General features: G+C 67.9%; 24 protein-coding genes. 6 read left to right on the top strand and 18 right to left on the bottom strand.

Translation table 11 applies throughout. The features are described from left to right. Nucleotides 1–2 precede the first annotated feature (2 nt). The 3 genes from C2U58_RS18395 to aceB all read right to left on the bottom strand — a co-directional run bounded on the left by C2U58_RS18395 (nucleotide 3) and on the right by aceB (nucleotide 4372). Nucleotides 3–1046: a GGDEF domain-containing protein gene (locus C2U58_RS18395; RefSeq protein WP_102947166.1), complete on the bottom strand. Its 1044-nt coding sequence runs from the start codon at nucleotides 1044–1046 to the stop codon at nucleotides 3–5. A gap of 248 nt (nucleotides 1047–1294) precedes the next feature. Continuing rightward, nucleotides 1295–2578 carry an isocitrate lyase gene (gene aceA / locus C2U58_RS18390; RefSeq protein ID WP_102947165.1) on the bottom strand — a complete coding sequence of 428 codons (1284 nt, stop codon included), beginning with the start codon at nucleotides 2576–2578 and terminating at the stop codon, nucleotides 1295–1297. A gap of 144 nt (nucleotides 2579–2722) precedes the next feature. Beyond that, nucleotides 2723–4372, bottom strand: coding sequence for a malate synthase A (gene aceB, locus C2U58_RS18385; protein ID WP_102947164.1), 1650 nt, complete (start codon nucleotides 4370–4372; stop codon nucleotides 2723–2725). A gap of 106 nt (nucleotides 4373–4478) precedes the next feature. On the opposite strand from aceB, the gene C2U58_RS18380 reads away from it, so the two are divergent. Together C2U58_RS18380 and C2U58_RS18375 are read left to right on the top strand one after the other, a co-directional pair. Next, nucleotides 4479–5447: a LysR substrate-binding domain-containing protein gene (locus tag C2U58_RS18380; RefSeq protein WP_102947163.1), complete on the top strand. Its 969-nt coding sequence runs from the start codon at nucleotides 4479–4481 to the stop codon at nucleotides 5445–5447. A gap of 9 nt (nucleotides 5448–5456) precedes the next feature. Beyond that, the gene (locus C2U58_RS18375; RefSeq protein ID WP_070208700.1) at nucleotides 5457–6362 is read left to right on the top strand and encodes a LysR substrate-binding domain-containing protein; all 906 of its coding nucleotides are present in this window, start codon (nucleotides 5457–5459) and stop codon (nucleotides 6360–6362) included. Here C2U58_RS18375 and C2U58_RS18370 read toward each other — a convergent pair. Both C2U58_RS18370 and lepB read right to left on the bottom strand, forming a co-directional pair. Further along, the gene (locus C2U58_RS18370; RefSeq protein ID WP_102947162.1) at nucleotides 6352–7623 is read right to left on the bottom strand and encodes an MFS transporter; all 1272 of its coding nucleotides are present in this window, start codon (nucleotides 7621–7623) and stop codon (nucleotides 6352–6354) included. The genes C2U58_RS18375 and C2U58_RS18370 overlap by 11 nt on opposite strands. Nucleotides 7624–7826: 203 nt before the next feature. Next, nucleotides 7827–8456 carry a signal peptidase I gene (gene lepB / locus C2U58_RS18365; RefSeq protein ID WP_102947161.1) on the bottom strand — a complete coding sequence of 210 codons (630 nt, stop codon included), beginning with the start codon at nucleotides 8454–8456 and terminating at the stop codon, nucleotides 7827–7829. Between the two features lie 169 nt (nucleotides 8457–8625). Here lepB and C2U58_RS18360 point away from each other — a divergent pair, with 169 nt between their 5' ends. Both C2U58_RS18360 and C2U58_RS18355 read left to right on the top strand, forming a co-directional pair. Further along, on the top strand, nucleotides 8626–9030 hold the full coding sequence (locus C2U58_RS18360) for a hypothetical protein (protein ID WP_102947160.1): 405 nt from the start codon (nucleotides 8626–8628) through the stop codon (nucleotides 9028–9030). A 3-nt stretch (nucleotides 9031–9033) separates the two neighbouring features. Next, entirely contained in the window at nucleotides 9034–9477 is a 444-nt protein-coding gene (locus tag C2U58_RS18355) for a 3-dehydroquinate dehydratase (protein ID WP_102947159.1), read from the top strand. Nucleotides 9478–9617: 140 nt separating this feature from the next. Here the strand turns inward: C2U58_RS18355 and dcp are convergent, their stop codons facing one another. The 3 genes from dcp to arfB form a co-directional block, all read right to left on the bottom strand. After that, entirely contained in the window at nucleotides 9618–11774 is a 2157-nt protein-coding gene (dcp, locus tag C2U58_RS18350) for a peptidyl-dipeptidase Dcp (RefSeq protein WP_102947158.1), read from the bottom strand. 100 nt (nucleotides 11775–11874) lie between these two features. Continuing rightward, nucleotides 11875–12477 carry a lysophospholipid acyltransferase family protein gene (locus C2U58_RS18345; RefSeq protein ID WP_102947157.1) on the bottom strand — a complete coding sequence of 201 codons (603 nt, stop codon included), beginning with the start codon at nucleotides 12475–12477 and terminating at the stop codon, nucleotides 11875–11877. A 4-nt stretch (nucleotides 12478–12481) separates the two neighbouring features. Then, entirely contained in the window at nucleotides 12482–12913 is a 432-nt protein-coding gene (arfB, locus tag C2U58_RS18340) for an alternative ribosome rescue aminoacyl-tRNA hydrolase ArfB (RefSeq protein ID WP_102947156.1), read from the bottom strand. Between the two features lie 199 nt (nucleotides 12914–13112). Here arfB and C2U58_RS18335 point away from each other — a divergent pair, with 199 nt between their 5' ends. Then, nucleotides 13113–13664, top strand: coding sequence for a DUF2059 domain-containing protein (locus tag C2U58_RS18335; protein WP_102947155.1), 552 nt, complete (start codon nucleotides 13113–13115; stop codon nucleotides 13662–13664). A 126-nt stretch (nucleotides 13665–13790) separates the two neighbouring features. On the opposite strand, the gene C2U58_RS18330 is transcribed toward C2U58_RS18335, so the two are convergent. From C2U58_RS18330 to oleC, 6 genes are all read right to left on the bottom strand, one after another. After that, nucleotides 13791–14516, bottom strand: coding sequence for a pseudouridine synthase (locus C2U58_RS18330; protein ID WP_102947199.1), 726 nt, complete (start codon nucleotides 14514–14516; stop codon nucleotides 13791–13793). Further along, nucleotides 14513–16171 carry a ubiquinone biosynthesis regulatory protein kinase UbiB gene (ubiB, locus tag C2U58_RS18325; RefSeq protein ID WP_102947154.1) on the bottom strand — a complete coding sequence of 553 codons (1659 nt, stop codon included), beginning with the start codon at nucleotides 16169–16171 and terminating at the stop codon, nucleotides 14513–14515. The genes C2U58_RS18330 and ubiB overlap by 4 nt, the downstream gene beginning before the upstream one ends. Beyond that, the gene (locus C2U58_RS18320) at nucleotides 16168–16809 is read right to left on the bottom strand and encodes an SCP2 sterol-binding domain-containing protein (RefSeq protein WP_102947153.1); all 642 of its coding nucleotides are present in this window, start codon (nucleotides 16807–16809) and stop codon (nucleotides 16168–16170) included. The genes ubiB and C2U58_RS18320 overlap by 4 nt, the downstream gene beginning before the upstream one ends. Nucleotides 16810–17019: 210 nt before the next feature. Beyond that, on the bottom strand, nucleotides 17020–17175 hold the full coding sequence (locus C2U58_RS18315) for a DUF1328 domain-containing protein (protein WP_070208703.1): 156 nt from the start codon (nucleotides 17173–17175) through the stop codon (nucleotides 17020–17022). A 61-nt stretch (nucleotides 17176–17236) separates the two neighbouring features. After that, nucleotides 17237–18247, bottom strand: coding sequence for a 2-alkyl-3-oxoalkanoate reductase (gene oleD / locus C2U58_RS18310; RefSeq protein WP_102947152.1), 1011 nt, complete (start codon nucleotides 18245–18247; stop codon nucleotides 17237–17239). Further along, the gene (oleC, locus tag C2U58_RS18305) at nucleotides 18244–19899 is read right to left on the bottom strand and encodes an olefin beta-lactone synthetase (protein WP_102947151.1); all 1656 of its coding nucleotides are present in this window, start codon (nucleotides 19897–19899) and stop codon (nucleotides 18244–18246) included. The genes oleD and oleC overlap by 4 nt, the downstream gene beginning before the upstream one ends. Nucleotides 19900–20001: 102 nt before the next feature. On the opposite strand from oleC, the gene C2U58_RS18300 reads away from it, so the two are divergent. Further along, the gene (locus C2U58_RS18300) at nucleotides 20002–20379 is read left to right on the top strand and encodes a YkgJ family cysteine cluster protein (protein ID WP_102947150.1); all 378 of its coding nucleotides are present in this window, start codon (nucleotides 20002–20004) and stop codon (nucleotides 20377–20379) included. A gap of 13 nt (nucleotides 20380–20392) precedes the next feature. Here C2U58_RS18300 and C2U58_RS18295 read toward each other — a convergent pair whose 3' ends face one another. The 4 genes from C2U58_RS18295 to C2U58_RS18280 form a co-directional block, all read right to left on the bottom strand. Next, nucleotides 20393–21283 (bottom strand): alpha/beta fold hydrolase, encoded by an 891-nt coding sequence (locus C2U58_RS18295; RefSeq protein WP_102947149.1) that lies wholly within the window; start codon nucleotides 21281–21283, stop codon nucleotides 20393–20395. Nucleotides 21284–21345: 62 nt separating this feature from the next. Further along, a complete protein-coding gene (locus tag C2U58_RS18290; RefSeq protein ID WP_070208685.1) occupies nucleotides 21346–22362 on the bottom strand; it encodes a 3-oxoacyl-ACP synthase III in 1017 nt (338 codons plus the stop codon). A 112-nt stretch (nucleotides 22363–22474) separates the two neighbouring features. Continuing rightward, entirely contained in the window at nucleotides 22475–22792 is a 318-nt protein-coding gene (locus tag C2U58_RS18285; RefSeq protein ID WP_102947148.1) for a DUF4156 domain-containing protein, read from the bottom strand. Nucleotides 22793–22938: 146 nt separating this feature from the next. Continuing rightward, on the bottom strand, nucleotides 22939–25782 hold the full coding sequence (locus tag C2U58_RS18280) for a pitrilysin family protein (protein WP_102947147.1): 2844 nt from the start codon (nucleotides 25780–25782) through the stop codon (nucleotides 22939–22941). Nucleotides 25783–26074: the final 292 nt, after the last annotated feature.

Raw genomic sequence — 26074 nt, 5'->3', positions numbered from 1 at the left:
GGTCAGGGCGCGACGGTCGCAGAGCGCGACCAATGCAGCCGATTGCCACCCAGCCGCTTGGCCTGGTACAGCGCGTTGTCGGCACGGGCGTACCAGTCGCTCCAGTCGCCGAGCGGGTCGATCAGGCACACCCCGATGCTGACCGGGCAGACGTGCGGCTGCAGGTTGGCGCGGCCCATCAGGCCGTGCACCGCGCCCAGGATGAACTCGGCAGCATGCTGCAGGCTGTCGGCGTCGGCCACGCGCAGCAGCAGGCAGAACTCGTCGCCGCCGAGCCGGCAGGCGCGGTCCTGTTCGTTGGCCACCGAGCGCAGGATGTTGGCGATGCTCTGCAGGACGCGGTCGCCGGCCTGGTGGCCGTGCTCGTCGTTGACCTGCTTGAAGTGGTCGCAGTCGATCAGCAGCAGGCCCTGCGGGGCGTCGCCTTCGTGGCTGCGGCATTCCTGCAGGTACAGGGCCAGGCCGCGGCGGTTGTGCAGGCCGGTGAGTTCGTCGGTGCGCACCAGCTCACGGGTATGGGTGAGCTGGTGGGTGGTGACATACAGATTGTCGAGCGCGGTTTCGAGGTCGTGGTTGCGCCGGCGCAGCTGGCGGATCAGGACCTGTTCGTTGCTGACCACGCGCATGATCGTGCGGCGCAGGAAGTAGGCGACCAGGCCGGGATCGCGGTCGACCAGGCGCTGGAAATCGGCGTTGTCCAGTTCCAGCACCAGCGAATCGCTGGTGGCGCGGGCATCGGCGCTGCGCGGGTGGTCGCCGATCAGCAGGCCGAGTTCGCCGAAGAATTCGTGCGGACCCAGCGTCTTGACCACCAGGTCTTCGCCGAAATCGAGCTCGATGCCACCGCTGACGATGACATACATGGTGCTACCGGACTGGTTGCGCAGGAACAGGTGTTCGCCGGCGCGCAGCGGGCGGTGCCGGCCGAACTCGGCGAACAGGGCGAACTCGCCGGCGCTGAGAACGGCATGCACGATGTCAGCCATCGCGGTCTGCGCGATGCCTGGTTCCCGTTCGCACACGTTCGTGGCCAGCTTGCCGCTCATACCGTACACCCGCTTCCTAGCGTTCCCCGGTGAGCGATGGAGGATAGCACCCCTTAAAAGTGTGCGCCTCATCGCAAATTCAAGCCAGGGCGCCCGGAATCCCTCCCGACGCACTGGCCCCTCCCCCCAACGCGGCAACCGGTTCGAACCGGCCATCCTCCACCGCATGGCGTCTTGTGCGGACCGTAGCATCTGGCGGTTGCAGATAAAAGCGGGGCCGCCCCTACAGGGGCGGCCTTTTTCGCTGATCAAGCCGCCCGGAACTGCTCTTCTTCGGTCGAGCCGGTCAGGGCGGTGGTGGAAGACTGGCCCTGCTGGATGGCCTGGGTGACCGCGTCGAAGTAGCCGGTGCCGACCTCGCGCTGGTGCTTCACGGCGGTGAAGCCGCGGTCGGCGGCTGCGAACTCGGCCTCCTGCAGCTCGACGAAGGCGCTCATCTGGCGGCGGGCATAGCCGTGGGCCAGGTTGAACATGGAGTAGTTCAGGGCGTGGAAGCCGGCCAGGGTGATGAACTGGAACTTGTAGCCGTAGCTGGCGATCTCCTTCTGGAACTTCGCGATGGTGGCGTCGTCCAGGTTCTTCTTCCAGTTGAAGCTGGGCGAGCAGTTGTAGGCCAGCAGCTTGCCCGGGTACTTCGCGTGGATGGCCTCGGCGAACTTGCGGGCGAACTCCAGGTCCGGCTTGCCGGTCTCGCACCAGACCAGGTCGGCATAGGGGGCGTAGGCCAGGCCGCGGCTGATCGCCTGGTCCAGGCCGTTGCGGGTGCGGTAGAAGCCTTCCGGGGTGCGCTCGCCGCTGGCGAAGGGCTGGTCGTTGGGGTCGATGTCGCTGGTCAGCAGGTCGGCGGCTTCGGCGTCGGTGCGCGCCACCAGCAGGGTGGGCACGCCCAGCACGTCGGCGGCCAGGCGCGCTGCGTTCAACTTCTCGATGGCCTCGCGGGTGGGCACCAGCACCTTGCCGCCCATGTGGCCGCACTTCTTCACCGAGGCCAGCTGGTCTTCGAAGTGCACGCCGGCCGCGCCGGCTTCGATCATGGCCTTCATCAGTTCGAAGGCGTTGAGCACGCCGCCGAAGCCGGCTTCGGCGTCGGCCACGATCGGCTGCAGGAAGTCGATCTCGTCCTTGCCTTCGGCGTGGTGCAGCTGGTCGGCGCGCAGCAGGGTGTTGTTGATGCGCTTGACCACCGCCGGCACCGAGTCGGCCGGGTACAGCGACTGGTCGGGGTACATCTGGCCGGCCAGGTTGGCGTCGGCGGCGACCTGCCAGCCGGACAGGTAGATGGCGTTGAGGCCGGCCTTGACCTGCTGCATGGCCTGGTTGCCGGTCAGGGCGCCGAGTGCGTTGACGAAGTCCTTTTCATGCAGGTACTTCCACAGCTTCTCCGCGCCCAGCCGGGCCAGCGAATGCTCCACGTGCACGGTGCCGCGCAGGCGCACCACGTCGGCGGCGCTGTAGTTGCGCTGGATCCCGGCCCAGCGCGGGTCGGTGTTCCATTCGTGCTGGATCTGTTCGGCGGTCGGCAGCTTGGTCATGGTGTTCTCCAGGTTGGTCGGCAGCGGGGCAGAGCCCCGCTCTACGGCGGTGGGTCGTCGGGCGGTTCGTGGGCGTTCGGGCGCGTGGTGGGCAATCGGAGGTAGAGCCGGGCTCTGCCCGGCTTGCGTCAGGTCGTTCGCGCGTCAGGCCAGGCGGTCGTACGCCGGCAGGGTCAAAAAATCGGTCAATTCATCACGGCGGCTCAGCTCGGCCAGCAACCCGATCGCCTCTTCAATCCGCGCGCCACCCGGCAGCGCGCTGCTATCGCCCAGCTTTGCCGGCAGCGCGGCCAGGGTGGCGTCCAGCAGCGGCAGGTCGATGGCGGTGCCGTCGTCCAGGTGCTGGCCGGGCACGTGCAGCCACTGCCACAACTGGCTGCGGCTGATTTCGGCGGTGGCCGCGTCTTCCATCAGGTGATGGATCGGCACGCAGCCGTTGCCGTCCAGCCAGGCGGCCAGGTAGCGCACGCACACTTCCACGTTGCCCTCGAAACCGGCCCGGGTGATGGTGCCGGTGGGTGCGGCGATCAACTCATCGCGGCCCACCCGCACATCCCGGCGCAGCACTGCGTGCTGGTTCGGGCCGGGCATGTGCGCGTCGAAGATCGCCTGCGCCACCGGAATCAGCGCCGGGTGCGCCACCCAGGTGCCGTCGTGGCCCGCGGTCACTTCGCGCAGCTTGTCGGCCCGCACCCGCGCCATCGCCTGTTCGTTGGCGGCCGCGTCGTGGTTGATCGGAATCTGCGCGGCCATGCCGCCCATCGCGTGCGCGCCGCGGCGGTGGCAGGTCTGGATCAGCAGTTCCGAATAGGCCTTCAGGAACGGCTGGGTCATGGTCACCTGGCCACGCTCGGGCAGCACCTTGTCGGCGTGCTTCCGGAAGGTCTTGATGTACGAAAAGATGTAGTCCCAGCGGCCGCAGTTCAGGCCGACGATGCGGTCGCGCAGCGCGTGCAGGATCTCGTCCATCTCGAACACCGCCGGCAGCGTTTCGATCAGCACGGTGACCTTGATCTGCCCATGCGGCAGGCCGAGCATGCCTTCGATGTGCGACAGCGCGGTCTCCCACAGCGCGGCCTCTTCCATCGACTGCAGCTTGGGCAGGTAGAAGTACGGGCCGCGCTGGCGACACATCAGGGTGCGGGCGTTGTGGAAGGCGAACACCGCCGCGTCGAACAGGCCGCCGGCCAGCGGCTGGCCGTCGATGCGCACGTGCTTCTCGTCCAGGTGCCAGCCGCGCGGGCGCACGATCAGCACCGCCTGCTCGGCCAGCGGGCGCAGCGCGTACTGCTTGCCCGGCTTGCCGTCCACGCTGGGGCCGGTATGGGTCAGGTCGCCGCGCACTGCGCCGATAAGCGCCTGCTGCCCGGCCAGCAGGTTGCGCCAGGCCGGGGCGGTGGAATCCTCGAAGTCGGCCATGAACACCTTGGCGCCGGAGTTCAGCGCGTTGATGACCATCTTCGGGTCGGTCGGGCCGGTGATCTCCACGCGGCGGTCCTGCAGCGCCTCCGGAATGGCGGCCACGCGCCAGTCGTCGTTGCGGATGGCGGCGGTGTCGCTGCGGAAGTCCGGCAGGCCGCCGCCGTCGAAGAAGGCCTGGCGTTCGCGGCGGGCCTGCAGGCGGCGCTGGCGCTCCGGTTCCACCGCGCGGTGCAGCGACACCAGCAGCGCCAGTACCCCTGCCGGCAGCAGCGCGGACTGGCCGGCCAGCTGGGTGGTGAGGGCGATGCCCGGCGTGGCCGGAGCGTCGGCCGGGGTGGGCTGGGCGGTGGCGAAGGCGGCGACAGCGGACATGTCCAACTCCTGCGTTGCGGGTGATCCCACCGTGCGCTGGAGTGTGGTATTTGACAAAGCAGATATTGCAATGCGTTTTATAAGTTCAACTTATAACCGTGACGCCATGCCCACACCCAAGCCGCCAAGTCCCCGTTTTTCCTACAAATCCGACCGGCTCAAGCCCCTGCGGGCGTTCTGCCAGACGGTGCGGCTGGGCTCGGTCTCACGGGCGGCTGAGGCGCTGTTCGTGAGCCAGCCGGCGATCAGCCAGCAGTTGCAGGCGCTGGAACGGGAACTGGGGGTGGGCCTGTTCGAGCGCAGCGGGCGGCGCCTGGTGCCCAGCCGCGAGGGCCAGCTGCTGTTTGAGATGGCCCAGCCGCTGGTCGAGAGCCTGGACGGGCTGGAGGCCAGCTTCCGCGACAAGGTGAAGGGGCTGGACGCCGGCGAGCTCAACATCGCCGCCAACAGCTCCACCATCCTGTACCTGCTGCCGCGGATCGTGGAGCGCTTCCGCCAGCGCCACCCCGACGTTCGCCTGACCCTGCACAACGCGATCAGCGCCGACGGCACCGACCTGCTGCGCAGCGACGCGGCCGACCTGGCGGTGGGCTCGATGACCGAAGTACCCTCCGACCTCAGCTACGCCCCGGCCTACCGCTTCGAGCAGGTGCTGATCGCCCCGCCCGAGCATCCGCTGGCCACCGCGCCGGAGCTGACCCTGCAGGCGATCTCGGCCTATCCGCTGGTGCTGCCGCCCAAGCGCCAGATCACCTACCGGCTGGTCGACCAGGTGTTCCAGCGCCAGCGCGTGCCGTACACGGTGGCGCTGGAGGTGGGCGGCTGGGAGGTGATCAAGCAGTACGTGGCAATGGGCATGGGTATTTCCATCGTGCCGGCGCTGTGCCTCAACGACGCCGACCGCGACCGGCTGGTGACGCGCTCGATGAGCGCGTGGTTCCCCGAGCGCAGCTACGGGGTGATCGTGCGCCGTGGGCGCTTCCTGTCGCCGCAGGCGCGTGCCTTCATCGAGCTGATCCAGCCGGACCTGTTCAGTCCGCGCAGCTATGATGAAAGCGGTCATTCCGAACGCTGACGCGCTGCCATGTCGATCGAACTGCGCCACCTGCGCTATTTCCTGGCGGTGGCCGACACCCTGCACTTCGGCCGCGCCGCCGAACGGCTGGGCATGTCCCAGCCGCCGCTGAGCCAGCAGATCCGCCAGCTGGAAACGCTGTTGGGCGCGCGATTGTTCCTGCGCAGCAATCGCCGGGTGGAACTCACCGAGGCCGGGCGCGTGTTGCAGGCGCAGGCCACCGAGGCATTGGCGCGGGTCGACCAGGCGATTGAACTGACCCAGCGCGCGCAGCGCGGCGAAACCGGCGAGCTGCGCATCGGGCTGACCCGGGCGACGCCGTTGTCGACGCAGATTCCACGCGCGATCTTCGCTTACCGCCAGCAGTTCCCGCAGGTGCAGTTGAAGCTGCGCGAAATGAACACGTTGCAGCAGATCGACGCGCTGGTGGCCAATGAGCTGGACGTGGGCTTGATCCGCAAGCGGGCGCTGCCGGCCCCGCTGACCTCGCGCAAATTGTTCAGCGACCCGCTGGCGCTGGTGGTGCATGACCAGCACCCGCTGCTCCGCGGCCTGCCGGAGGGCGCGCCATTGGCGCTGCGGCAGTTCGCGCATGAGCCGTTCGTGGGGTTCCTGCGTGAGGTGGGCGCGGGCATCCATGACCATTTCATCGCGCTGTGCCGCAATGCCGGCTTCACCCCGCGCATCATCCAGGAAGCCGGGGAAGCGTCCACGCTGATCAGCCTGGCCGCGTCTGGCCTCGGCGTTACCGTGCTGCCGGCGTCGTGCAGCCACATCCATGTGGAAGGTGCGCGCTTCGTTCCGTTGAGCGACCGCGCGGCCAGTTCGGAAGTGCACGTGGCCTACCGGCGCGGCAGCCCGTCACCGCTGATCACCCACTTCACGAAACTGCTGCAGGGCGGACTCAGCGACTGACGGCGAGCGCGGCCTGCAGCGGCTGCGCGCGACGGCCGAGCCGCCACGCGATGGTCGCGCCAATCAGGGTGAGCACGGCGGTGAACGCGCACACGCCCCACCAGTCCCAGCGGGTGTAGAACACGCCGCCTGCGGCACCGGCCAGGCTGGAGCCCAGGTAGTAGGCGAACAGGTACAGCGCCGAGGCTTCGGCGCGCATCACACCTGCGCGGCTGCCGACCCAGCTGCTGGCCACCGAGTGCCCGCCGAAGAAGCCGAAGGTGACCAGCGCGATGCCCACGGCCATGCAACCCAGCCACGGCAGCGCGAGCATGACGATGCCGAGTGCGATCAATGCGTAGCAGATGCCGAGCACGCGGCCGCGGCCGTGCTTGGTGGCCTGCTGGCCCATCCATGCGGAGCTGAAGGTGCCGACCAGGTAGACGCTGAAGATCAATCCGACCACGGTCTGGCTGAGCTGGTACGGCGGTGCGAGCAGGTGGTAGCCGAGGTAGTTGTAGAGGGTGACGAACACGCCCATCAGCACGAACGCGGTGGCGAACAGCCAAGGCAGGCCGGGGTCGGCGAACAGCTGGCGCCAGCGGGTGGGCAGTTCGCGCAGGCCGCCGCGGCGGCTCTGGAAGTGGCGCGAGGGCGGCAGCTGCACCCACAGCAGCACGGTGCTGAGCACCGCGATCAACGAGACCACGCCGATGCCCCAGCGCCAGCCCCAGTGGTCGGCGACGATGCCGGCGATCAGGCGCCCGCTCATGCCGCCGACGGCGTTGCCGCCGATGTACAGGCCCATGGCCAGGCCGAGCGCGCGCGGGTCCATTTCTTCGACGAGGTAGGTCATGGCTACTGCCGGCACGCCACTGAGGGTCAGGCCGAGGAGGGCGCGCAGCACCAGCAGCGTGCTCCAGTCGTCGACCAGCGCGCTGGCGGCGGAGAGCACGGTGGAGGCGAGGAGTGCGGCGATCATCAGGCCGCGGCGGCCGATGCGGTCGGAGATGAGCCCGGCGACGAGCATGGAGACTGCCAGCAGGCCGGTGCTGAGGGAGAGCGCCATGGCGCTGTTGGCAGCGGAGACGCCGAAGTGGCGGCTGAACTCGGGCAGCAGCGGCTGCACGGTGTAGAGCAGGCCGAAGGTGGAAAAGCCGGCCAGGAACAGGGCCACCGCCGTGCGGCGGAAGGCCGGGGTGCCCTGCTCGATGTGCAGGGACGGCGTGGGCGGATGGGTAGTGGGACTGCGCTCGGGCAGCGCTGCGGTGTCGCCGTTCATTGCGTTCGGGCCCGTGGGGGCGGGCCGGTGCGTAAGGATCAGCGCTCAGGATAGGCCGGGGTTATCGGTCGATCGATAACCTGCGGGGTCTTGATTGAGACGTTTGGGATATCGAACGGTGACGCGCCCGGCGTAGAGCCGGGCTCTGCCCGGCTGCGGTAGAGCCGGGCTCTGCCCGGCTGAGCGCGGTGCCCGAGGGGCCGTTACAACGCCTGCCAGGTGAACCCTTCACCCCGGCGGTAATACACGCGCGCCGCTTTGCCGTACAACGCCTTGGCATCCACCAGACCGAAATACCGCCCATCCGCGCTGTTACCCCGATGGTCGCCCAGCATCAGCACCTTTCCCGCCGGCACGGTCAGGCCGGTGATATCCGGACCCCCACCCTGCCCCAGGTCCAGCTGCGCCAGGGTACGGCCGAAATCTTCCACTTCATCGGTCCCGGCCTGAGCCAGCGGGTTGCCGTTGATGCTCAGGTGCCCCTCGTGCAGGTCCACCCGGTCACCGCCCACGGCGGCAATCCGCTTGATCAGCCGGGTGCCGTCCTGCGGCGAATCGAACACGGCCACCTCACCCCGCTGCGGCACCCCGGTATGCAGCAGCTCCACGCTGGTGAACGGCAAACGCAGCCCGTACGCGCGCATGTCCACCACCACGCGGTCGCCCGGCATCAGGGTGTGCTGCATCGAGCCACTGGGCACCTGGTAGTGATTGGCCAAGCTGTCGCGCGCGGCAGCCAGCAGGCCGAGCATGACCAGCAGCGGCAGCGCTTCCTTCTTCAGCCAGTACAGCACGCCGGTGCGTGCTCCGGCGGCGGGGGCGACCTGGGACATGGGGCGATCCTTGCGGTGAGAGAAGGGTGTGACCGGCAGTGTGGACCCGAGTTCCCCACAAAAGCTACGCACTCTTTACGCGCGGGCGGCCACCGGCGCATGGCTGCTTTATGGCCGGCGCGCGCATCGTGGCCACACCGCGCCTCCGGGTGCTTTGTAGAGATGTTCCATGACCATCCTGTTGATCCGGCAGGCCTCGGCGGACCCGCTGCCGGTACCGGCCCAGCTGGCCGGCCACGCGATCCACTGCGCGCACTGCGCCTCCCTGCCCGCACTGGTGGCATGCCTGCGCGAGGCGACCCTCAGCGCACCGGAGTGGGTGCTGATCGAGACTGCTCCGGCCGAACCGGCGCAGTGGGTGGAGCACGGGCAGGCACTGTGCGCGGCGCTGGATGCGCTGCCGGCGCCGTACATCGAGATGGCGGCCAATGATGACGATGGGCTGGACGCGCACCTGCACCCGCAGCATGCGCCAGCGGCCACGGTGGTGTGCAGCAGTGGCCGCGACGATGCGTGCCGGTTGTCGCTGGCGATTGCCGAGCGGCGTCTGCTGGCTGCGGCCGGGAGGGCGTAAGCGATGTCGATCTTCATCATTCGCGGCCCGGAAGCGGCCGGGCAGTTGATTCGTACCGCGCAGCCGCTGCCGGCGCCGGTGCTGAAGGCGCTGGTGCACCGTGCGATCGATGCGGGTACCACGGTGGCGATTCGTGCCTGTGGTTCGGAACAGGAACTACTGGATGCGCTGCGCGTAGCCGACCACAGCCGTGGCGAAGTAACGCTGCTGGATCCGGGTGCATGCGTGGGCAGCCTGCGATTGCAGAAGCTGCTGCCACACCTGCACAACGTGTATGTGGAAGTGCATGACGATGACAGTGCGGCGCCAGAAACGTGCCTGCCGGAGCATGTAGGCCAGCGCATCGGCGTGGCGCACGGGTATTGCGCGCAGAGTTACATGCATGCGTTGGAGATCGCGTTGGATCACCTGGGGTGTAGTGAAGTGGGGTGCAGGGTGGGTACGTAGTGCCGGCCGCTGGCCGGCTCCTCTTTCGGTTGGGCTCGTGCAGAGCCGGCCGGCGGCCGGCACTACGCGTTGTGGGCAACCGTAGAAAACACGAAAGGCAGGGGTTCCCCTGCCGTTCGTGTGTCACAACATGTGAGCGATCACTTCAAACCGCGGTTCACCAGCAGCGGTTCCACCGACGGGTCCTTGCCGCGGAATTCGCGGTACAGGTCGGCCAGCTCCACGCTGTTGCCACGCGAGAGGATCTTGTCCCGGAACACCTGGCCGTTTTCAGCGGTCAGGCCACCGTGTTCCTTGAACCACTCGAACGAGTCGTGGTCCAGCACTTCGGCCCAGAAATAGGCGTAGTAACCGGCCGAGTAGCCGCCGCCCCAGATGTGGTCGAAGTAGGTGGTGCGGTAACGCGGCGGCACCTGCGGCAGGTCGACCTTGAACTTCTTCAGCGCAGCGGCTTCAAACGGCGCCACGTCCTGCAGCTTGGCGTCGGCCGGCTGGGTGTGCCAGGCCAGGTCGAGCAGTGCGGCGGACAGGTACTCGGTGGTCGCGTAGCCCTGGTTGAAGGTACGGGCCTTCAGGATCTTGTCCACCAGCGCCTGCGGCATCGGCTCGCCGGTCTTGTAGTTCTTGGCGTAGTTGGCGAACACCTTCGGGTCCAGCGCCCAGTGCTCGTTGAACTGCGACGGGAACTCGACGAAATCGCGCGAGGTGCTGGTGCCGGCGATGGACGGGTACTTCACGTTCGAGAACATGCCGTGCAGCGCATGGCCGAACTCGTGGAACATGGTGGTGACGTCGTCGAAGCTCAGCAGCGCCGGCTGGCCCGCGGCCGGCTTGGTGAAGTTGCAGACGTTGTAGACCACCGGCTTGTCGCCGGTCAGGCCGTTCTGTTCGACGAACACGTCCATCCACGCGCCACCGGACTTGCTATCGCGCTTGAAGTAGTCGGTGTAGAACAGCGCCAGCGAGGTGCCGTCCTTGTCGAACACTTCATACACCTTCATGTCCGGGTGGTAGGTCGGAATGTCGGTACGCGGCTTGAAGGTGATGCCGTACAGCTGGGTAGCGGCATAGAAGACGCCGTTCTGCAGCACGTTGTCGAGCTCGAAGTACGGCTTGATCTGCGACTCGTCCAGGTCGTACTGCGCCTTGCGCACCTGTTCAGCGTAGAAGTCCCAGTCCGACGCGGCCAGCTGGAAACCACCCTTCTGCGCGTCGATCACCTTCTGCATCTCGGCGATTTCACCGCGCGCCTTGTTGGTGGCGGCCGGCACCGTATCGGTCAGAAGCTTCGTCGCCGCCGCCGGGGTCTTGGCCATCTGGTCGGCCAGGCTGTACGCGGCGTAGTTCTCGAACCCAAGCAGCTTGGCCTTCTGCGCACGCAGCTGGGCCAGGCGCTGTACGGTTTCGCGGGTATCGTTTGCATCGCCACGCTCGGCGCGGGTTTCCGAGGCATTGAGCACGGCAGCGCGCTGGTCGCGGTCGGTCAGCGAAGCGAGCACCGGCTGCTGGGTGGTGTTCTGCAGCGGCAGCAGGAACTTGCCTTCCAGGTTGCGCGCCTTGGCGTCGGCGGCGGCGGTGTTGATCTCTTCTTCGCTCAGGCCGGCCAGCCTGGCCTTGTCGTCCACCACCACGGCAGCGGCGGCGGTTGCAGCGACCAGGCGGGTGTGGAACTTGGTGGCCAGCGTGGTTTCTTCCACGTTGAGCTTGCGCAGGCTGGCCTTGTCGGCGTCATTGAGCTGCGCGCCGGCACGGACGAATTCCTGGTAATCGCGCTCGACCAGACGCTTCTGCACCGGGTCCAGGCCCAGCGAATCACGCTGGTCGTAGATGCTCTTGATGCGCGCGAACAGCTTCGGGTCCAGGCTGATCTCGTCCTGGTGCTCGGCCAGCTTCGGCGCGACCTCTTCCTGGATCTTCTGGCGCGCGTCGTTGGTGTCGGCCTGGACGATGCCGAAGAACACGCGCGAGACGCGGGTGAGGGTTTCGCCGCTGCGCTCCAGCGCTTCGATGGTGTTGTCGAAGGTGGCCGGCTCGCTGTTGTCGGCGATCTTGCGCACTTCGGCCAGGTGCTGCTTCATGCCTTCATTGAAGGCCGGCAGGTAGTCGCTGTCCTTGATGCGGTCGAACGGCGGCGCCTGGAACGGCAGCGTGCTGGCGCTCAACAGGGGGTTGGTGGACGCATCGGCCGGCTGCTGCGCGGCGGGGGTCTGGGTGTCGGACACGGGGGTGGACTCCTTGCCGGAACAGGCCGCCAGCGCAAGGCTGATGGCGGCGGCCAAGATAACGGTACGCGACATGAAACGGGCTCCTGGAATGAGGTGAAGCGGGCTGTAACCGCAGCCGATCACCCTACTCCCATTGCCTGCGCCCAGCATGTGCCGGACGTGGCGCCTTCCTTCACACGGTGCCGCGGTTCTTGCCCTGCCAGGGCCGGTAGTACTCGCGGATGGCGGCCATGTCGGCCACGTCGTCGCCGGTGGAGTAGAACAGCGGGCCGATGCCGATGGTCTTTTCCGGGTAGTGGAAGTAGCAGGCCAGCACCGGCACGTCGGCCATGCGGGCGATCTTCAGGAACCCGGCCTTCCAGTGGGTCACCGCCTTGCGGGTGCCTTCCGGGGTGATCGCGTACCAGAGCTTGTCCGAATTGCGCAGCAGGCTGACCGCCTGCTCCACCGTGCCCTGCGGCGAGCTGCGGTCCAGCGGGATCACGCCCAGGGTGTGCAGCAGCGGCGAGAGCGGCCACCAGAACAGCGAGGCCTTGCCCAGCACCTTCACCTGCATGCCCAGCGCGATCTTGGCCGCCATGCCCCAGAAGCCGTCCCAGTTGGACGAATGCGGGGCCACGATGAAGACCAGCTTGGGCACGTTGGGGAAGGTGCCGGTGACCTTCCAGCCGCCCAGGCGCAGCGTGCAGCGCGCCAGCCAGCGCAGGAAACGGTTCGGTTTGACCTGCGGCATCTGCGGGGGCACGGCCGGCAGCAGCGGACTACGGTTGTTCAAGCAATCACTCCCAATTGCGTGTGGTGCGGCCGCGCTTGATCTGCGCGCGGCCTTTCTTTTCATCCAGCCGGCGCATCTTGGCGCCATAGGTGGGCTTGGTCGCCACGCGCGCCTTGGGCACGCTGAGGCTGGCCTGGATGAAGGCGGCCAGGCGTTCGCGCGCGTCCTCGCGGTTACGGTCCTGGGTACGGAAACGCTGTGCGTCGATGACCAGCACGCCTTCGCCGGTCATGCGCCGGTCGCGTCGCGCCAGCAGGCGCGCGCGCAACGGTTCGGGCAGGGAGGGCGAGCCGGCCACGTCGAAGCGCAGCTCGACGGCGGTGGAGACCTTGTTCACGTTCTGCCCGCCGGCGCCACTGGCGCGCACGAACCGCTCGACGAGTTCCGTGTCCGGAATCGCCAGCTGGTCGTTGATGGTGACAGGCCCATTTCCCATGGGGCGCATTGTAAGGGCAGGACCCGCACCGTAGGTGACCGCAATGTGCACCAATAGCGTCGAAACGGGGGTCAAAAGTCACGTATGGGCCGGAACCGTCGGTTTGCTGGCCCGGCGCAGGGCGATGCTGCTCCGCGCCACGACGGCTTGACGGTGGCGCAGGTATGCTCGGGGTTCCATGCACCGCAGGACGCACTTCATGATTTCGACCCGTTCAACCGCCCGACGTGGGTTCGCCCGGCTGGGCCTGGGCCTGACCGTTGCACTGGCCCTGGCCGCAGTGGCCCCTGCCTTGGCCGCGCCGCCGTCGGACGCGGACATCAACCGGCTGCTGGCCGCCTCGCGGGCGCAGAACATGCTCGACTCGATGGTGCCGCGGATGGAGGAGATGCAGCGCCAGCAGTTCCTGCAGATCGCGCAGCAGCGCAAGCTGGACGAGGCGCAGAAGGTGCAGTTGCAGCGCATCGAGCAGCGCAGCAAGGAAACGATTCGCCAGGCGCTGTCGTGGCAGCAGCTGCGGCCGATGTACGTGGACCTGTACAAGAAGACCTTCAGCAAGGAAGACGTGCTGGCGATGGCGGAGTTCTATGAGAGCTCGGCCGGGCAGAGCCTGCTGGACAAGACCCCGGCGCTGATGCAGAACGCGATGGTGGCGATCCAGGACCGCATGCAGCCGCTGTTCGTGGACCTGCAGAAGGACCTTGAGGCGATTGTAAATGAGGCGCCGGCGCAGGGGGCGCCGGCGAAGTAAGTCGAGCGGTGCGGATGTGCGTGGGACACGCGTGGCGTGTCGCTACGCGGTCCGGCGGACCGTGACGGGTGGGCTGCGTAGCGACACGCCATGCGTGTCCCCGCGGTCCCAAACCCGCGCGACGCATTACCAGCCGAACAGATCCATGGCCTTGCGAAACTCCCCATCCACCGGCGCGCTGACATCCATCGGCGTGCCGTCCAAATGCGGGAAGCGCAGGCGTTCGGCGTGCAGCAGCATGCGGTGGATGCCCTGCATGCGGAAGCTGCGGTTGTGGCGGCCGTCGCCGTGGCTGGTGTCGCCGATCAGGTGATGCGACAGATGCTTCAGGTGCCGGCGGATCTGGCGGAAGCGCCCGGTCTGCGGCTGGCAGCGCAGCAGCGCATAGCGCGAGGTTTCGAATTCGCCCATGGGTACCGGAATCTCACCCACCGCCACCCGCTGGAAATGGGTGATGGCCTGCTTCTTCACCGGCTTGCCGGGGCCGCCGTCCAAGTCGTGGTCGACGGTGAAGGCTTCTTCCGCCGGCCAGCCCCGGCAGATCGCCAGGTAGTCCTTGATGACGTCGCCGCCCATCAACGACTTGCCCAGCACGCTGGCGCTTTCGCGATCGAAGGCGAGCAGCAGGCAGCCGCTGGTGGCGCGGTCCAGCCGGTGCACCAGGAAGATCGGCCTGCCCAGCTGTTCGCGCAGGCGGTCGGCCAGGAAATCATCTTCGCCACGCGCCAGCTTGCTGTCGTGGACCATCAGGCCCGCAGGCTTGCTGACCACCGCGAGGCGCTCGTCCACGTGCAGCAGCTGCAACGGCGGCAGCGCCACCGGCGCTTCGGCCAGCGCCTCGACCTCGCTCATCGCCGCCACCACGCTGCGCCCAGCGAGAACAACCCGGCCACACCGCTCACCCAGCTCAACATCGGCACGTCACCGAAGTACCAGCCACCCGGCTGCATGCCATACAGTACGGCCGCGACGATCAGCAGGCCGACACCTGCAATCGCGGCTACCGCACGCTTCTGCAGCTTCTGCAGGTTGACGTTGAGCGCTTCAAGGTCGCGCGAGCGCATCGACAGTTCATGCCCGCCTTCCACCTGCTGGCGCAGCCAGGCGTGGACCAGGCGCGGCATGTCCGGCGCGTGGGTCATGATTTCCGGCAGGCGCTTGCGCATTTCCTTCAGCACCCGGCGCGGGCTGTAGCGTTCGCGCAGGATGCGTTCCAGCACCGGCCGCGCCACTGCCCAGATGTCCAGTTCCGGATCCAGCTGGCGGCCCACGCCTTCGATGTTGAGCAGGGTCTTCTGCAGCAGGATCAGCTGCGGCTGCAGGGTCAGCTCATAACGCTGCGCCACGCGGAACAGCTTGATCAGCACTTCGGCCAGCGAGATCTGCGACAGCGGGCGGGTGAAGTACGGCTCGCACACCGAACGCGCGGCCGCTTCGAGTTCGTCGATGCGCACGTTGTTCGGCATCCAGCCGGCTTCAACATGGAGCTCGGCCATGCGCCGGTAGTCCTTGTTGAAGATGGCCATGAAGTTCTCGGCCAGGTAGTACTGATCTTCTTCGGAGAGCTGGCCCATGATGCCGAAATCCAGCGCGATGAAGCGCGGGTTGTCGCGGCGCATCGGGTCGGTGTCGACCCAGATGTTGCCGGCGTGCGCGTCGGCGTGGAAGAAGTTGTCGCGGAACACCTGCGTGTAGAACACGCGCACGCCCTTGGCGGCGAGCGCCTTGCGGTCGATGCCGGCCTTGTCCAGCGCGGCGATGTCGTCGGAGGGAATCCCCCACACCCGCTCCAGGGTGAGCGCGCGTTCGGCGGTGTGGCTCCAGATCACCTCGGGCACGTACAGGTCGTCCGAGTCCACCCAGTTGCGGCGCAGCACGCTGGCGTTGGCGCCTTCGCGCTGCAGGTCGAGTTCGGCGGCCAGGGTGTTTTCGACTTCGGCCACCACTTCGCGTGGGCGAATCTTGTCGGCGCGCGGGTGCGCGCGCTCGACCAGCGCCGCTGCGGATTTCAGCAGCGCGATATCGGCGTCGATCTGCTTTTCGATGTCCGGGCGCAGCACCTTGACCACCACCTGGCGGCCATCGGCCAGGGTGGCGGCGTGGACCTGGGCGATCGAGGCCGAGGCCAGCGGCTGCAGGTCGAACGTGGCGAAGGCCTCGGCCACCGGGCGGCCCAGCGCCTGTTCGACGATGCGCTGCGCGGTGGCGCCGTCGAACGGCTTGACCCGGTCCTGCAGCAGGGTGAGTTCGTTGGCGATGTCGGCCGGAATCAGGTCGCGGCGGGTGGACAGGATCTGCCCGAACTTGACGAAGATCGGGCCGAGGTCCTGCAGGGCCAGGCGCAGGCGCGCGCCCCGCGACTGCGCGGCGATGTCGGACGAGGCGCGCGGCACGAACGGCTTGGCAATGCGCAGCCAGCCTTCCAGCGGTGTGCCGTCGAGCAGATCGTCCAGACGGTAGCGCAGGATCACCCGACCAATGCGGCTTGCACGGAACACCGCCTTCATGCGCGCACCTGGGCCAGGCGCTGCACACGGGCCGCCATGCGTTCCACGTCGTCGCGCATCACATCCACATCGTCATGGAAGGCATCCAGTTCGGCTCGGGCTACCACGTCGCGCGACTCCTCGGTGACAAATTCAGCGGCGCTGTGCGCCAGGTCGGACGCGCCACGGCGCGCATGCTGCAGGGCCGAGCGCAGCGCATTGGCGACCTGCACGCCTACTACTTCGCCAAACACCTTTACGAACGGCAGCTGCCAGTCCGGGTCGAACCGGTTGGCCAGCTGCTGCAGCCGACGCGCCAGTTCGGCATCGCCGGAGACCTTGACCCGCCCAGCCGGGGCGTCGCCGCCACGGCGCGCGTTGGCCAGGAATGGCAGCTGGGCCAGCACGCCCCCCAGCGTGCTGCGCACGGCCAGGTCCGGCTCGGCCTGCGGGTCCACCGGACCCACGGTCAGGCGCTCGCCGTCCACGCCGATCCGCATCGCCAGCGCGGGCGATTCGAGGGTAAGGGCGATATGGCGGCCATCCAGCGCGACCAGCGCGCGGCGGGTATCGGGATCCAGCGCCAGGGCGCGGTTGAGCGCGAGCTGCAGCGCATTGCCGGCCAGGGGCTTGAGGGAGGAGAGCAAAGAGCGGGGCATGGCGACATTCTACAGGGACGGGGTAGAGCCACGCCCTGCGTGGCTGCGCTCGGTCCAGACATCACGCAGCCACGCAGGGCGTGGCTCTACCGTCGGTTGTCGACCCACAACAAAAAGGGCCTGGCGCCCTTGGAAGCGCCAGGCCCTCAGCGGTTCGCGCTGGATCATGCGGGCCCGGAGAGAGGGGGGCCCGCAGGATCCTGCGCGCTACTAACCTCGCTTGCGGAACATCGAGATGATCGCCAGGATCAGGAACACCACGAACAGGATCCAGGCGATGTTGCTGGCGGCACCAGCAATGCCGGAGAAACCGAGCACTGCCGCAATAAGGGCGATAACAAAGAAGATTACGGCGTAGTGCAGCATGTCGATCCTCGCGTCGGGCGTGCCGGATTGGCGTGCTGCCATCTTCACCAAGCTTCGGTGTTCAGGAAGTGATGGGAATCTGGATATGCGATGAAGCCTTCAGCCTCGTGAGCCCTTCGTCAATGCTCACCTGTGGCACATAGCCGAAGTCGCGGCGTGCCGGCTCCATGCTGTACCAGTGCGGGGTGCACAGTTGCTCGGCCAGGAAGCGGGTCATCGGCGGTTCGCCCTTCAGGCGCAGCAGCGGCCACAGGCGTTCGGCCACCGCACCGATGCGGTACGCGGTCTTGAAGCTGATCGACTTCTCCACGCCCGGTGCGCCCACCGCCGCCAACAGCTTGTTGAGCAGCTCGCGCATCGGCAGCGGCTCGCCGTTGGAAATGAAGTACGCCTTGCCCGCGCACGCCGCGCCCGGGGCGAGGTGTTCGAAGGCGAGGAAGTGGGCCAGTGCGGCGTTGTCGATGTAGGTGGTATCGACCAGGTTGGTCCCGTCGCCGACGAAGCGCAGGCGACCGGCGCGCGCCCGTTCGGCCAGGCGCGGCACCAGCTGCTGGTCGCCCGGGCCCCAGATCAGGCGCGGACGCAGCGCCACGGTGGCCAGCGATGCATCGTTGGCGGCCAGCACGCGCTGTTCGGCAATGGTCTTGGTGGCCGCGTACGGCGCCTGGAAGTCTTCGCCGTAGGGCACTTCATCGGCACCCAGGCCCTCGACCGGGTGGGTGGCGCGGTGGGTGACGCTGGGCGTGGAGGTGTACACCAGCGTGCGCACGCCATGCGTGCGGCAGGCCGCGATCACGTTGTCCGTGCCGACCACGTTGGCCAGGTGGTAGCTCTCGTAGCTGCCCCATGCGCCGGCCTTGGCACCGTTGTGGAACACCGCGTCGACCCCGGCCACCGCGTGGCGCACCGCGTCGGCGTCGGCCAGGTCGCCGCGGATCTGGCCCACGCCCAGCGCGGCCAGCGGCGGGTAGTCGCCGCGGTTGAAACTGAGCACTTCATGGCCGCGCGCGACCAGGCCACGGCACAGCGCCTGGCCGAGGAAACCACCACCGCCGGTGACGAGGATCTTCATGCGTGTTGTTCCATTCGGGTTGCGGCCCAGACCGCGAGTTTCTCGCGGCCGATCTTGGCATTGTGGCGGATGTCGACCGGGAAGCCCGGGTGCAGCAGGAAGCGCTCGATGCGCAGGGTGCCCGCATGGGCAGCCGCTTCATCGCGCAGCCGCTGCTGCAGCGCGGGCGAATCCGCGGTGCCCGGCTGCAGTTCATAGCAGAGCACCGGCAGCTGCGCACCGGCGGCGCCGATGCCGACCAGCGCGGTGCGCGCGATGCCGTCCAGTGCGTTGAACACCGGCTCCACCTGTTCGGTGTACAGCGGGCCGTGCGCGGTTTCCACGCGCTGGGTCTTGCGCCCGCAGAACCACAGCCGGCCGTCGGCGTCGAAGTAGCCGACATCGCCCATGCGGTGTACGACGCGGGTGCTGCCGTCGGCCAGGGTTTCAGTGATCTTGGCCGCAGCGGTGGCCTGCGGACGGTTGAAGTAGCTGTCGGTGGCGGTGGGCCCGGCCACGGTGATTTCGCCGACCACGCCGGTGGCCACCTCGCGCACCTGCGCCCAGGTGGGCAGCGGCGCGTCGTCGATGGCGATGATGCGCACCTGGTTCGGCGCCACCACCCTGCCCACGCAGGTGCCGGCGCCGGCTTCGGTGGCCTGGCGCGTGCTTTCCAGCTCGCGACCTTCGATCACCGCCACCGGCAGGCACTCGGTGGCGCCGTAGGGCGTCCAGAACTGGGCGTCGTCGGGCAGCAGCCGGCGGATGCGCGCCACCACGTCGGGCGGCACCGGGGCGCCGGCCGAGGTCACCCGGCGTACGCCGGGCAGCGGCTGGCCATGGTCGGCCAGCACCCGCATCAGCGCCGGCGAACCAAACAGCTGGGTCACCCCGAAGCGTTTGATCGCGTCATGCAGCTTGCGCGGGTCGGCCTTGGCCGGACGGGTGGGGTCCATGTCGGGAATGACCGAGGTCAGGCCCAGCGCCGGGTCGAACAGGGCGAACGGCGGGAAGGTGGGCAGGTCGATGCCGCCCGGTTCCATGCCGAACGCCGAACGCAGCAGCTCGACCTGGCCGACGAAATGGCGGTGCCGGTAGACCACGCCCTTCGGCACGCCGGTGGAGCCGCTGGTGAACAGCAGCGCGGCCACGTCCTCGCCGTCGGTAGCCGCCATCGGCTGCGGGTTCCGCGCGCCGTCTGCTTCCAGCTGGGCCAGGGTAGTGCCGCCCCAGCCCCAGCGCCGCCCGACCGTGACCAGGCGCTTCGCCCCCGGGCACCAGCGCAGCACCAGCCGCGCCACGTGGGCCAGGCCGATGCCGATGAAGGCTTCAGGTTGCGCTTCGTCCAGGCACTGCTTCAGCGCGCGCTTGTCGATGCCGGGGTCGACCAGCACCGGCACCGCGCCGTTCTTGAACAGCGCGAACATCAGCAGGAAGAACTCCGGCGAGGGCCGCACCATCACCACCGCACGCACCCCACGGCCGATGCCGTAGGCAGCCAGGCCCGCGGCCATGGCGTCGCTGCGGGCGTCCAGGGTGCGGTAATCCAGGGTCACGTCGTAGCGCGCCATGCCGTCCGGGCCCGGTTTCCCGGGGCAGCGGATGGCGATCTGGTCGGGGCGTTCACGGGCCAGTTCGGGCAGGCGCGCGGCGATGTTGGTCGGGCTGTTCATCCGTTCATTGTCGCCGCATCAGAAAATTCTTGCGCGGCGGCCGCAGGCGTGGAAAATTCGCGCCCTTCCCACACGCAAACAGCCGCCCAAGGCCGGCACCCCATGTCCCATCCCTGCATGACCTGCGGCGCCTGCTGTACCCAGTACCGCGTGGCGTTCCATTGGATGGAATCGGACGAGGTCACCCCCGGCGGCGTACCGCACCAGCTGACCGAACCGCTCGACCCGCACCGCCTTTGCATGCGCGGCACCCTGTCCAAGCCGGTGCGCTGCGTGGCGCTGGACGCGGAGATCGGCGTGTATTCCCGCTGCAGCATCCATCCCAACCGGCCCAGCGTGTGCCGTGAGGTGGACGCGTCGTGGGAGTTCGGCAAGGCCAGCCCGCAGTGCGACAAGGCGCGGGCGATCCATGGCCTGCCGGCGCTGAGCCTGGAAAGCTGGGCCTGGCGCGACGCGCCGGATCACCCGGACGCCGCGTAACCCCACCCGGGGGTCAAACCGGGTTCGCGTCCAGGAACGCCCGGATCTCCGGCACCAGTACTTCGTGCTTGTCTTCCAGCACGTAATGCCCGGCGTCTTCGAACGCGTGCACCTGCGCCTGCGGCAGCGCGGCCTGGAAGCCGGCCAGGAAATGGTGGTCGAACACGAAGTCGCGCAGGCCCCAGCCGATGAAGGCCGGGCGGTCGGCGAACGACGGCAGCGCCTTGCCGGCACGTTCGAGCAGCGACCAGGCCTTGTCGGCCGGGCCCAGCGGAATGTCCTGCATGAAGCGGATGGTGCTGATCCGGTTGGCGTAGGTGTTGTACGGCGACACGTAGGCGCGGCGCACATCGGCCGGCATCTTCCGCTCCACGCCCAGCCACGAGGCGCCGGACGAGAACGCATTGAAGCTGCGGATGATCCACTCGCCGATCTTCCAGTGGCGGCCCAGCGCGATCTGCCACGGCATCTGCTTGGCGGCCGGCATCGGGAAGGCGGCGGTGTTCAGCACCACCAGGCGCTTGACCTGCGCATGGTGCGACAGCGCCCAGCCGAAACCGATCATGCCGCCCCAGTCGTGCACGGCCAGGGTGACCGGGCCGGTGATGCCCAGGTGCGCCAGCAACGCGTCCAGGTCGTCCACGCGCGACTGCAGCGTGTATTCGTAGTGCGCGTCATCCGGCTTGTCCGACAGGCCCATGCCGATATGGTCGGGCACGATGCAGCGGTAGCGGTCCGACAACCCGGCCACCAGCGTGCGCCAGTAGTAGCTCCACGACGGATTGCCATGGACCATCACCACCACCTCGCCGTCGCGCGGGCCTTCGTCGAGATAGCTCATCGACAGGCCGGGACGGACCTCGAAACGCTGCGGATGGGCGGGGTAACCGGGAAGCTTGGACATCGGGTGGCACCTGTAAAAAGGGCCGGTAAGACCGGCCCTTGGGAATCAACGCAGCGGACGGCTTACCAGACCACTTCGGCCATCGAGCAGTTCAGGCCGGAGCCGATGCCGAGCAGCGCGATGCGGTCGCCCTTCTTCAGCTTGCCCAGCTGCTTGAGCTTGCTCAGCACGATCGGCACCGAGGCCGGGCCGATGTTGCCGTGCTCGCCGAAGATGGTCATCACCTTCTTCGGGTCGATGCCGAAGTTCTTGATGAAGGCGGCGGTGTGCGGCTGGCTGACCTGGTGGATCACGAACTGGTCCAGTTCTTCCACGGCCCAGCCCAGCGCTTCGCGGGCGGCCATGAAGGTCTTCTGGGCCAGCTTGATGCCTTCGATCAGCAGCATGCGGGTGTCGGTGACCATGCGGTCCAGGTTGCCCCGGCACAGCTGGTTCCACTCGGTGGCCGAGCGGGTCACGCCACCGCGGTAGCGCGGCGCGTCCGGCACCAGTTCGGTGCGCGCCATGACCATCGCAGCGGCGCCGCAGCCCAGGGTCAGGGCGGCCATCTCGTTGCGGAAGTCGTCAGCGGTCACGCCCGGCTGGGCCATGCGCTCAAGGGTCTTCTCGTACACCAGGTTGGCGGTTTCGCCGTCGACGATCAGGGCGTAATCGATGTCGCCGCGTTCCAGCATGCGGGCCGCGATGTCCATGCCGTTGATGAAGGCCAGGCAGGCGTTGGCGACGTCGAAGGTCATGCACTCGTCGCTCACGCCCAGGTTGCCCGAGACGATGGAAGCGGTGGACGGCTCCAGGTAGTCGCGGCTGACCGAGGTGTTGACCAGCAGGCCGATCTTGTCGGCGCCGATGCCGGCGTCTTCCAGCGCCTTGCGGGCGGCCAGGGTCGCGGCGTCGGAGGCGAGCATGTCCGCGTCCCACAGGCGACGGGCGTGGATGCCGGCGATATCGCCGAGCACGTCGGTACGGATACCCAGGCGGTCCAGCGTCGGCTGCAGGCGTTCGTTGATTTCCTTCGACGTCAGCGTATGCGGCGCGTCGATGTGCGCCAGGCCGGCGATCGATACATTCTTGAAGAGCATCAGTTAGCGCCAAGGCTCAGGCAAAGGGGGCGCTATTGTAAGCCCCCCGGGCCTTCACCGCACCTTTACGAATTCAGCTTCAGGCGTATGGTGGCGCTGGAGGATGAGCGGTTCAGCGCGGCGGGCACTGGAACGCCTTGAAACGCTGGCTGCCGTCGGCCGGCAGGCCGGAGGCCTGGACGGCGTTGGCCGAGGCGCTGGGGGCCTCGTTGCGGGCCAGGGTTTCCAGCTCTTCCTGCACGCGCAGCGGGTTGCGGTTGTAGAAGCCGACCTTGCTCTTCACGGTCACCACCACCTCGCCCTTGTCGATGCAGCCGGTCGGCACCGGCCCGGCCGGCAGCACCCGCACCGCCTTGCCCACCGGTTCGATCGGCACCCAGGTGCAGGCGGAGGTGGCGAGGATGAGGGTGGAAAGAAGCAGAAGGCGCATGGTGGGGACGCTCGTAAAGGTCATGAGGGATTCTGCCTGAACGGAATGAATGGCGGGTGGATGGGCTCCCGGAGCCGGGCAGAGCCCGGCTCTACGTCCGGGGGCCGCGCCGGCCGGAAGGTCCGACCAGCGCCGCAGCCGGTCGGTTATTTCACCGGCTTCCCATCCGCGTCAATCACCACCACCTCGCCCAGGTTCAGCGCGCGCACCGGGGCTTCGGTCTGCTTCAGGTCGCCCACCACCACCCAAGTCAGGGTCTTCGGGTCCAGGGTGGCGGCGGCCTGCTGGACCTGGGCCGGGGTCATCGCCTCGATCTCGGCCTTGCGCTTGAACACGTAGTCGTCCGGGCGCTGGTAGCGGACGATGCCGCTGATGGTGCCCAGCACAGCGCTGGCGGTTTCATACGCGCCCGGCAGGCTCAGGTTCTGGATGTTGCGGATGCGGGTGACCTCGGCCGGAGTGACGGCTTCGGCACCGGAAGCAAAGTCGGCAATCTCCTTCTGCATTTCCTTCATCGCATCGGCGGTCTTGTCGATCTGCACCGGCGCCATGCCCATCCACGGGCGCTGGCCCAGGGTGCTGCTGGCCATGGTGCGGGCGCCGTAGGACCAGTGCTTTTCCTCGCGCAGGTTCATGTTCAGGCGCGAGGTGAAGTCGCCGCCGAGCACGCCGTTGGCAATGTCGAAGCGGGTGGCGCCCGGGTCCATGGTGGACGGCACCACCTGGCCGGCGTACAGGTTGGCCTGCACCGCGCCAGGCTGGTCGATCAGGTACACGCGGGCCTTGGCCGGGCGGGCCACGTCGACCAGCGGCTTGAGCTGCGGGGCCGGGCCGGTGCTCTTCCAGTTGCCGAACTGGCGCTCCAGCAGCGGCACGATGTCCTTCAGGGTGGTGTCGCCCACCACGATCAGGGTGCCCTGCTCCGGACGCAGCGCGTCGCGGTGGAAGTCGACCAGGTCCTCGCGGGTCAGCGACTGGATGTCGGCTTCATTGCCGCTGCCGGTGAACGGAATGGCGTACGGGTGGCCGGCGCCGTAAAGCAGCGGCGGCAGCACGCGCATGGCCGCGGCGCTGGGGTTGACCTTCTCCTGCTGGATGCCGGCGATCCAGGTCGCCTTGACCCGGTCGATCTCGCTCTGGTCAAAGCGCGGCTGGCGCAGCATGTCGGCATACAGGGCCAGCGACGGCGCCAGATTCTCCTTCAGCGCCGAGAGGTACACGCTGGCGCTGTCCAGCGACGCCGAAGCGCCCAGGTTGGCGCCCAGTGCGTCGGCCGCGTCGGCAAACGGCAGTGCGCCCAGCTTGCCGGCGCCCTCGCCCATCAGGTCCATGGTGAAGTTGGCCGTGCCGGACTTGCGGCCCTGGTCGGCGGTGAAGCCACCGGGGAATTCATAGCTGAACTGCACCACCGGGATGTCGTGGCGTTCGGCCAGGATCACCTGGGTGCCGTTCTTCAACGTGGCGCGGTGCAGCTGCGGGAACTTCAGTTCCGGGAAGGTCTTGGTCTGCGGCACGCCGGTGCTGCGGTCGACCTGGCTGGCGGTGGTGGTGAACTTCGGGTCCACGGCCGGCACGGTGAACGGCTTCGGGGTGGCCGAGGGCAGTTCCGGCAGCGCCACGCGGGCGCCCGGCTCCACCACCAGGGTGTGGTCGCCCGCGCCAAGCCACTTGGCGCCGGCCGCGCGCACGTCGGCGGCGCTGGCCGCGTCGATGGTGGCCAGCGAGCGGCGGAAGCAGCCCGGGTCGCCTTCGAACACGGTGCATTCGGCCAGCGCGTCGGCCTTGCCGCCGAACCCACCGATGCGCTCGATGCCACGGATGAAGCCGGCACGGAATGCGGTCTTGCCGCGGCTCAGTTCATCGGCGGAGGGGCCGTCGGCCACCAGGCGGCGCACTTCCTCGTCGATGATCGCCTCGACCTTGGCCGGGTCCACGCCCTGCTTCACCGTGGCCATGATCACGAAGTTCGAGCCCAGCTGCGAGGTGTAGGCACCGGCGCTGATGTTGTCCACCAGCTTGTCCTGGTGCAGCAGGCGCTGGTCCAGGCGCGAGGACTTGGCCCCGCCCAGCACCTGCGCGAACAGCTGCAGCTGGTCGATGTCGGTGGTGCCGGCCTGGGCCACGTTCCAGGCGCGGTAGACGCGTGCCTGCGGCACCTTGTCGGTCATGGTCTCGCGGGTGGACTTTTCGCGCTTGGCCACGTCGACCTTGGGCTGGGCCATGCTCGGGCCGGCCGGGATGTCGCCGAAGTAACGCGCGACCTTTTCCTTCGCGGTGGCCACGTCGATGTCGCCGGCCAGCACCAGCACCGCGTTGTTCGGGCCGTACCAGGTGCGGAACCAGTTCTTGACGTCATCCAGCGAGGCCGCGTTGAGGTCGTTCATCGAGCCGATCACGCTGTGGTGGTACGGGTGCCCTTCCGGGTACAGCGCGCGGTTGATCTTTTCCCACACTTGGCCATAGGGCTGGTTCTCGCCCTGGCGCTTTTCGTTCTGGACCACGCCGCGCTGTTCGTCGAGCGCGGCCTGGTCGATCGCGCCGAGCAGGTGGCCCATGCGGTCGGACTCCATCCACAGCGCCATGTCCAGCGCGGTGGTGGGCACGTTCTCGAAGTAGTTGGTGCGGTCGGTGTTGGTCGTGCCGTTCTGGCCGGTCACGCCGACCTGCTTGAACGGTTCGAAGTATTCGCCGGCGTGGTTTTCGCTGCCCTGGAACATCAGGTGTTCGAACAGGTGCGCAAAGCCGGTGCGGCCGGCCGGTTCATCCTTGCTGCCCACGTGGTACCAGATGTTCACCGCCACGATCGGCGCCTTGCGGTCGGTGTGCACCACCACGCGCAGGCCGTTGGGCAGGGTGAACTCCTCGAACGGAATGTCGACCTTGGCGACCTGGGCCGGCTTGGCCATCAGCGGTGCCGGGGCAAGGCTGCCCAGTGCGGCGGAAAGCGCAACAGCCAGCAGTGCGGCACGCGGTCGAAGTTGGACGGTCATTCCAGGTCCTTGGTCATGAAAGTGAAGGGGGATGCTAGCCCGGGACGACCGGTTGGGGCATCGGCCAACAGTCATTGCCCATGTAAGGGAACTTTCCACGCCGTGCCGGTACCCCGGCGGCGGGTGTGCGGCTGGCTGAACCGTTGTCCGGACAGTTTCCGAGGGTGGGATCGGACAGGTGTCCGGACAGTGGACACTCTGGAACGCCTATAAAACCCTTTTAAATCAATGATTAAAAGTTGGCACGATGCCTGCTTTGGCCTACGTGCGGAAAGGACGCGATCAAACGAAA

The sequence above is a fragment of the Stenotrophomonas sp. VV52 genome (assembly GCF_002893095.1).
GTDB lineage: Bacteria > Pseudomonadota > Gammaproteobacteria > Xanthomonadales > Xanthomonadaceae > Stenotrophomonas > Stenotrophomonas aracearum.
This window is presented reverse-complemented; position numbering and strand designations above follow the sequence as displayed.

Coding starts and splice junctions, on each gene's coding strand:
- oleD (WP_102947152.1), bottom strand. CDS start 18,247: ATGAAGATCCTCGTCACCGGCGGTGGTGGTTTCCTCGGCCAGGCGCTG.
- C2U58_RS18395 (WP_102947166.1), bottom strand. CDS start 1,046: ATGAGCGGCAAGCTGGCCACGAACGTGTGCGAACGGGAACCAGGCATC.
- aceB (WP_102947164.1), bottom strand. CDS start 4,372: ATGTCCGCTGTCGCCGCCTTCGCCACCGCCCAGCCCACCCCGGCCGAC.
- lepB (WP_102947161.1), bottom strand. CDS start 8,456: ATGTCCCAGGTCGCCCCCGCCGCCGGAGCACGCACCGGCGTGCTGTAC.
- C2U58_RS18290 (WP_070208685.1), bottom strand. CDS start 22,362: ATGCTCTTCAAGAATGTATCGATCGCCGGCCTGGCGCACATCGACGCG.
- C2U58_RS18300 (WP_102947150.1), top strand. CDS start 20,002: ATGTCCCATCCCTGCATGACCTGCGGCGCCTGCTGTACCCAGTACCGC.
- oleC (WP_102947151.1), bottom strand. CDS start 19,899: ATGAACAGCCCGACCAACATCGCCGCGCGCCTGCCCGAACTGGCCCGT.
- C2U58_RS18295 (WP_102947149.1), bottom strand. CDS start 21,283: ATGTCCAAGCTTCCCGGTTACCCCGCCCATCCGCAGCGTTTCGAGGTC.
- C2U58_RS18330 (WP_102947199.1), bottom strand. CDS start 14,516: ATGAGCGAGGTCGAGGCGCTGGCCGAAGCGCCGGTGGCGCTGCCGCCG.
- C2U58_RS18335 (WP_102947155.1), top strand. CDS start 13,113: ATGATTTCGACCCGTTCAACCGCCCGACGTGGGTTCGCCCGGCTGGGC.
- C2U58_RS18315 (WP_070208703.1), bottom strand. CDS start 17,175: ATGCTGCACTACGCCGTAATCTTCTTTGTTATCGCCCTTATTGCGGCA.
- arfB (WP_102947156.1), bottom strand. CDS start 12,913: ATGGGAAATGGGCCTGTCACCATCAACGACCAGCTGGCGATTCCGGAC.
- aceA (WP_102947165.1), bottom strand. CDS start 2,578: ATGACCAAGCTGCCGACCGCCGAACAGATCCAGCACGAATGGAACACC.
- C2U58_RS18320 (WP_102947153.1), bottom strand. CDS start 16,809: ATGCCCCGCTCTTTGCTCTCCTCCCTCAAGCCCCTGGCCGGCAATGCG.
- C2U58_RS18380 (WP_102947163.1), top strand. CDS start 4,479: ATGCCCACACCCAAGCCGCCAAGTCCCCGTTTTTCCTACAAATCCGAC.
- C2U58_RS18360 (WP_102947160.1), top strand. CDS start 8,626: ATGACCATCCTGTTGATCCGGCAGGCCTCGGCGGACCCGCTGCCGGTA.
- C2U58_RS18375 (WP_070208700.1), top strand. CDS start 5,457: ATGTCGATCGAACTGCGCCACCTGCGCTATTTCCTGGCGGTGGCCGAC.
- C2U58_RS18355 (WP_102947159.1), top strand. CDS start 9,034: ATGTCGATCTTCATCATTCGCGGCCCGGAAGCGGCCGGGCAGTTGATT.
- ubiB (WP_102947154.1), bottom strand. CDS start 16,171: ATGAAGGCGGTGTTCCGTGCAAGCCGCATTGGTCGGGTGATCCTGCGC.
- C2U58_RS18280 (WP_102947147.1), bottom strand. CDS start 25,782: ATGACCGTCCAACTTCGACCGCGTGCCGCACTGCTGGCTGTTGCGCTT.
- C2U58_RS18285 (WP_102947148.1), bottom strand. CDS start 22,792: ATGCGCCTTCTGCTTCTTTCCACCCTCATCCTCGCCACCTCCGCCTGC.
- dcp (WP_102947158.1), bottom strand. CDS start 11,774: ATGTCGCGTACCGTTATCTTGGCCGCCGCCATCAGCCTTGCGCTGGCG.
- C2U58_RS18370 (WP_102947162.1), bottom strand. CDS start 7,623: ATGAACGGCGACACCGCAGCGCTGCCCGAGCGCAGTCCCACTACCCAT.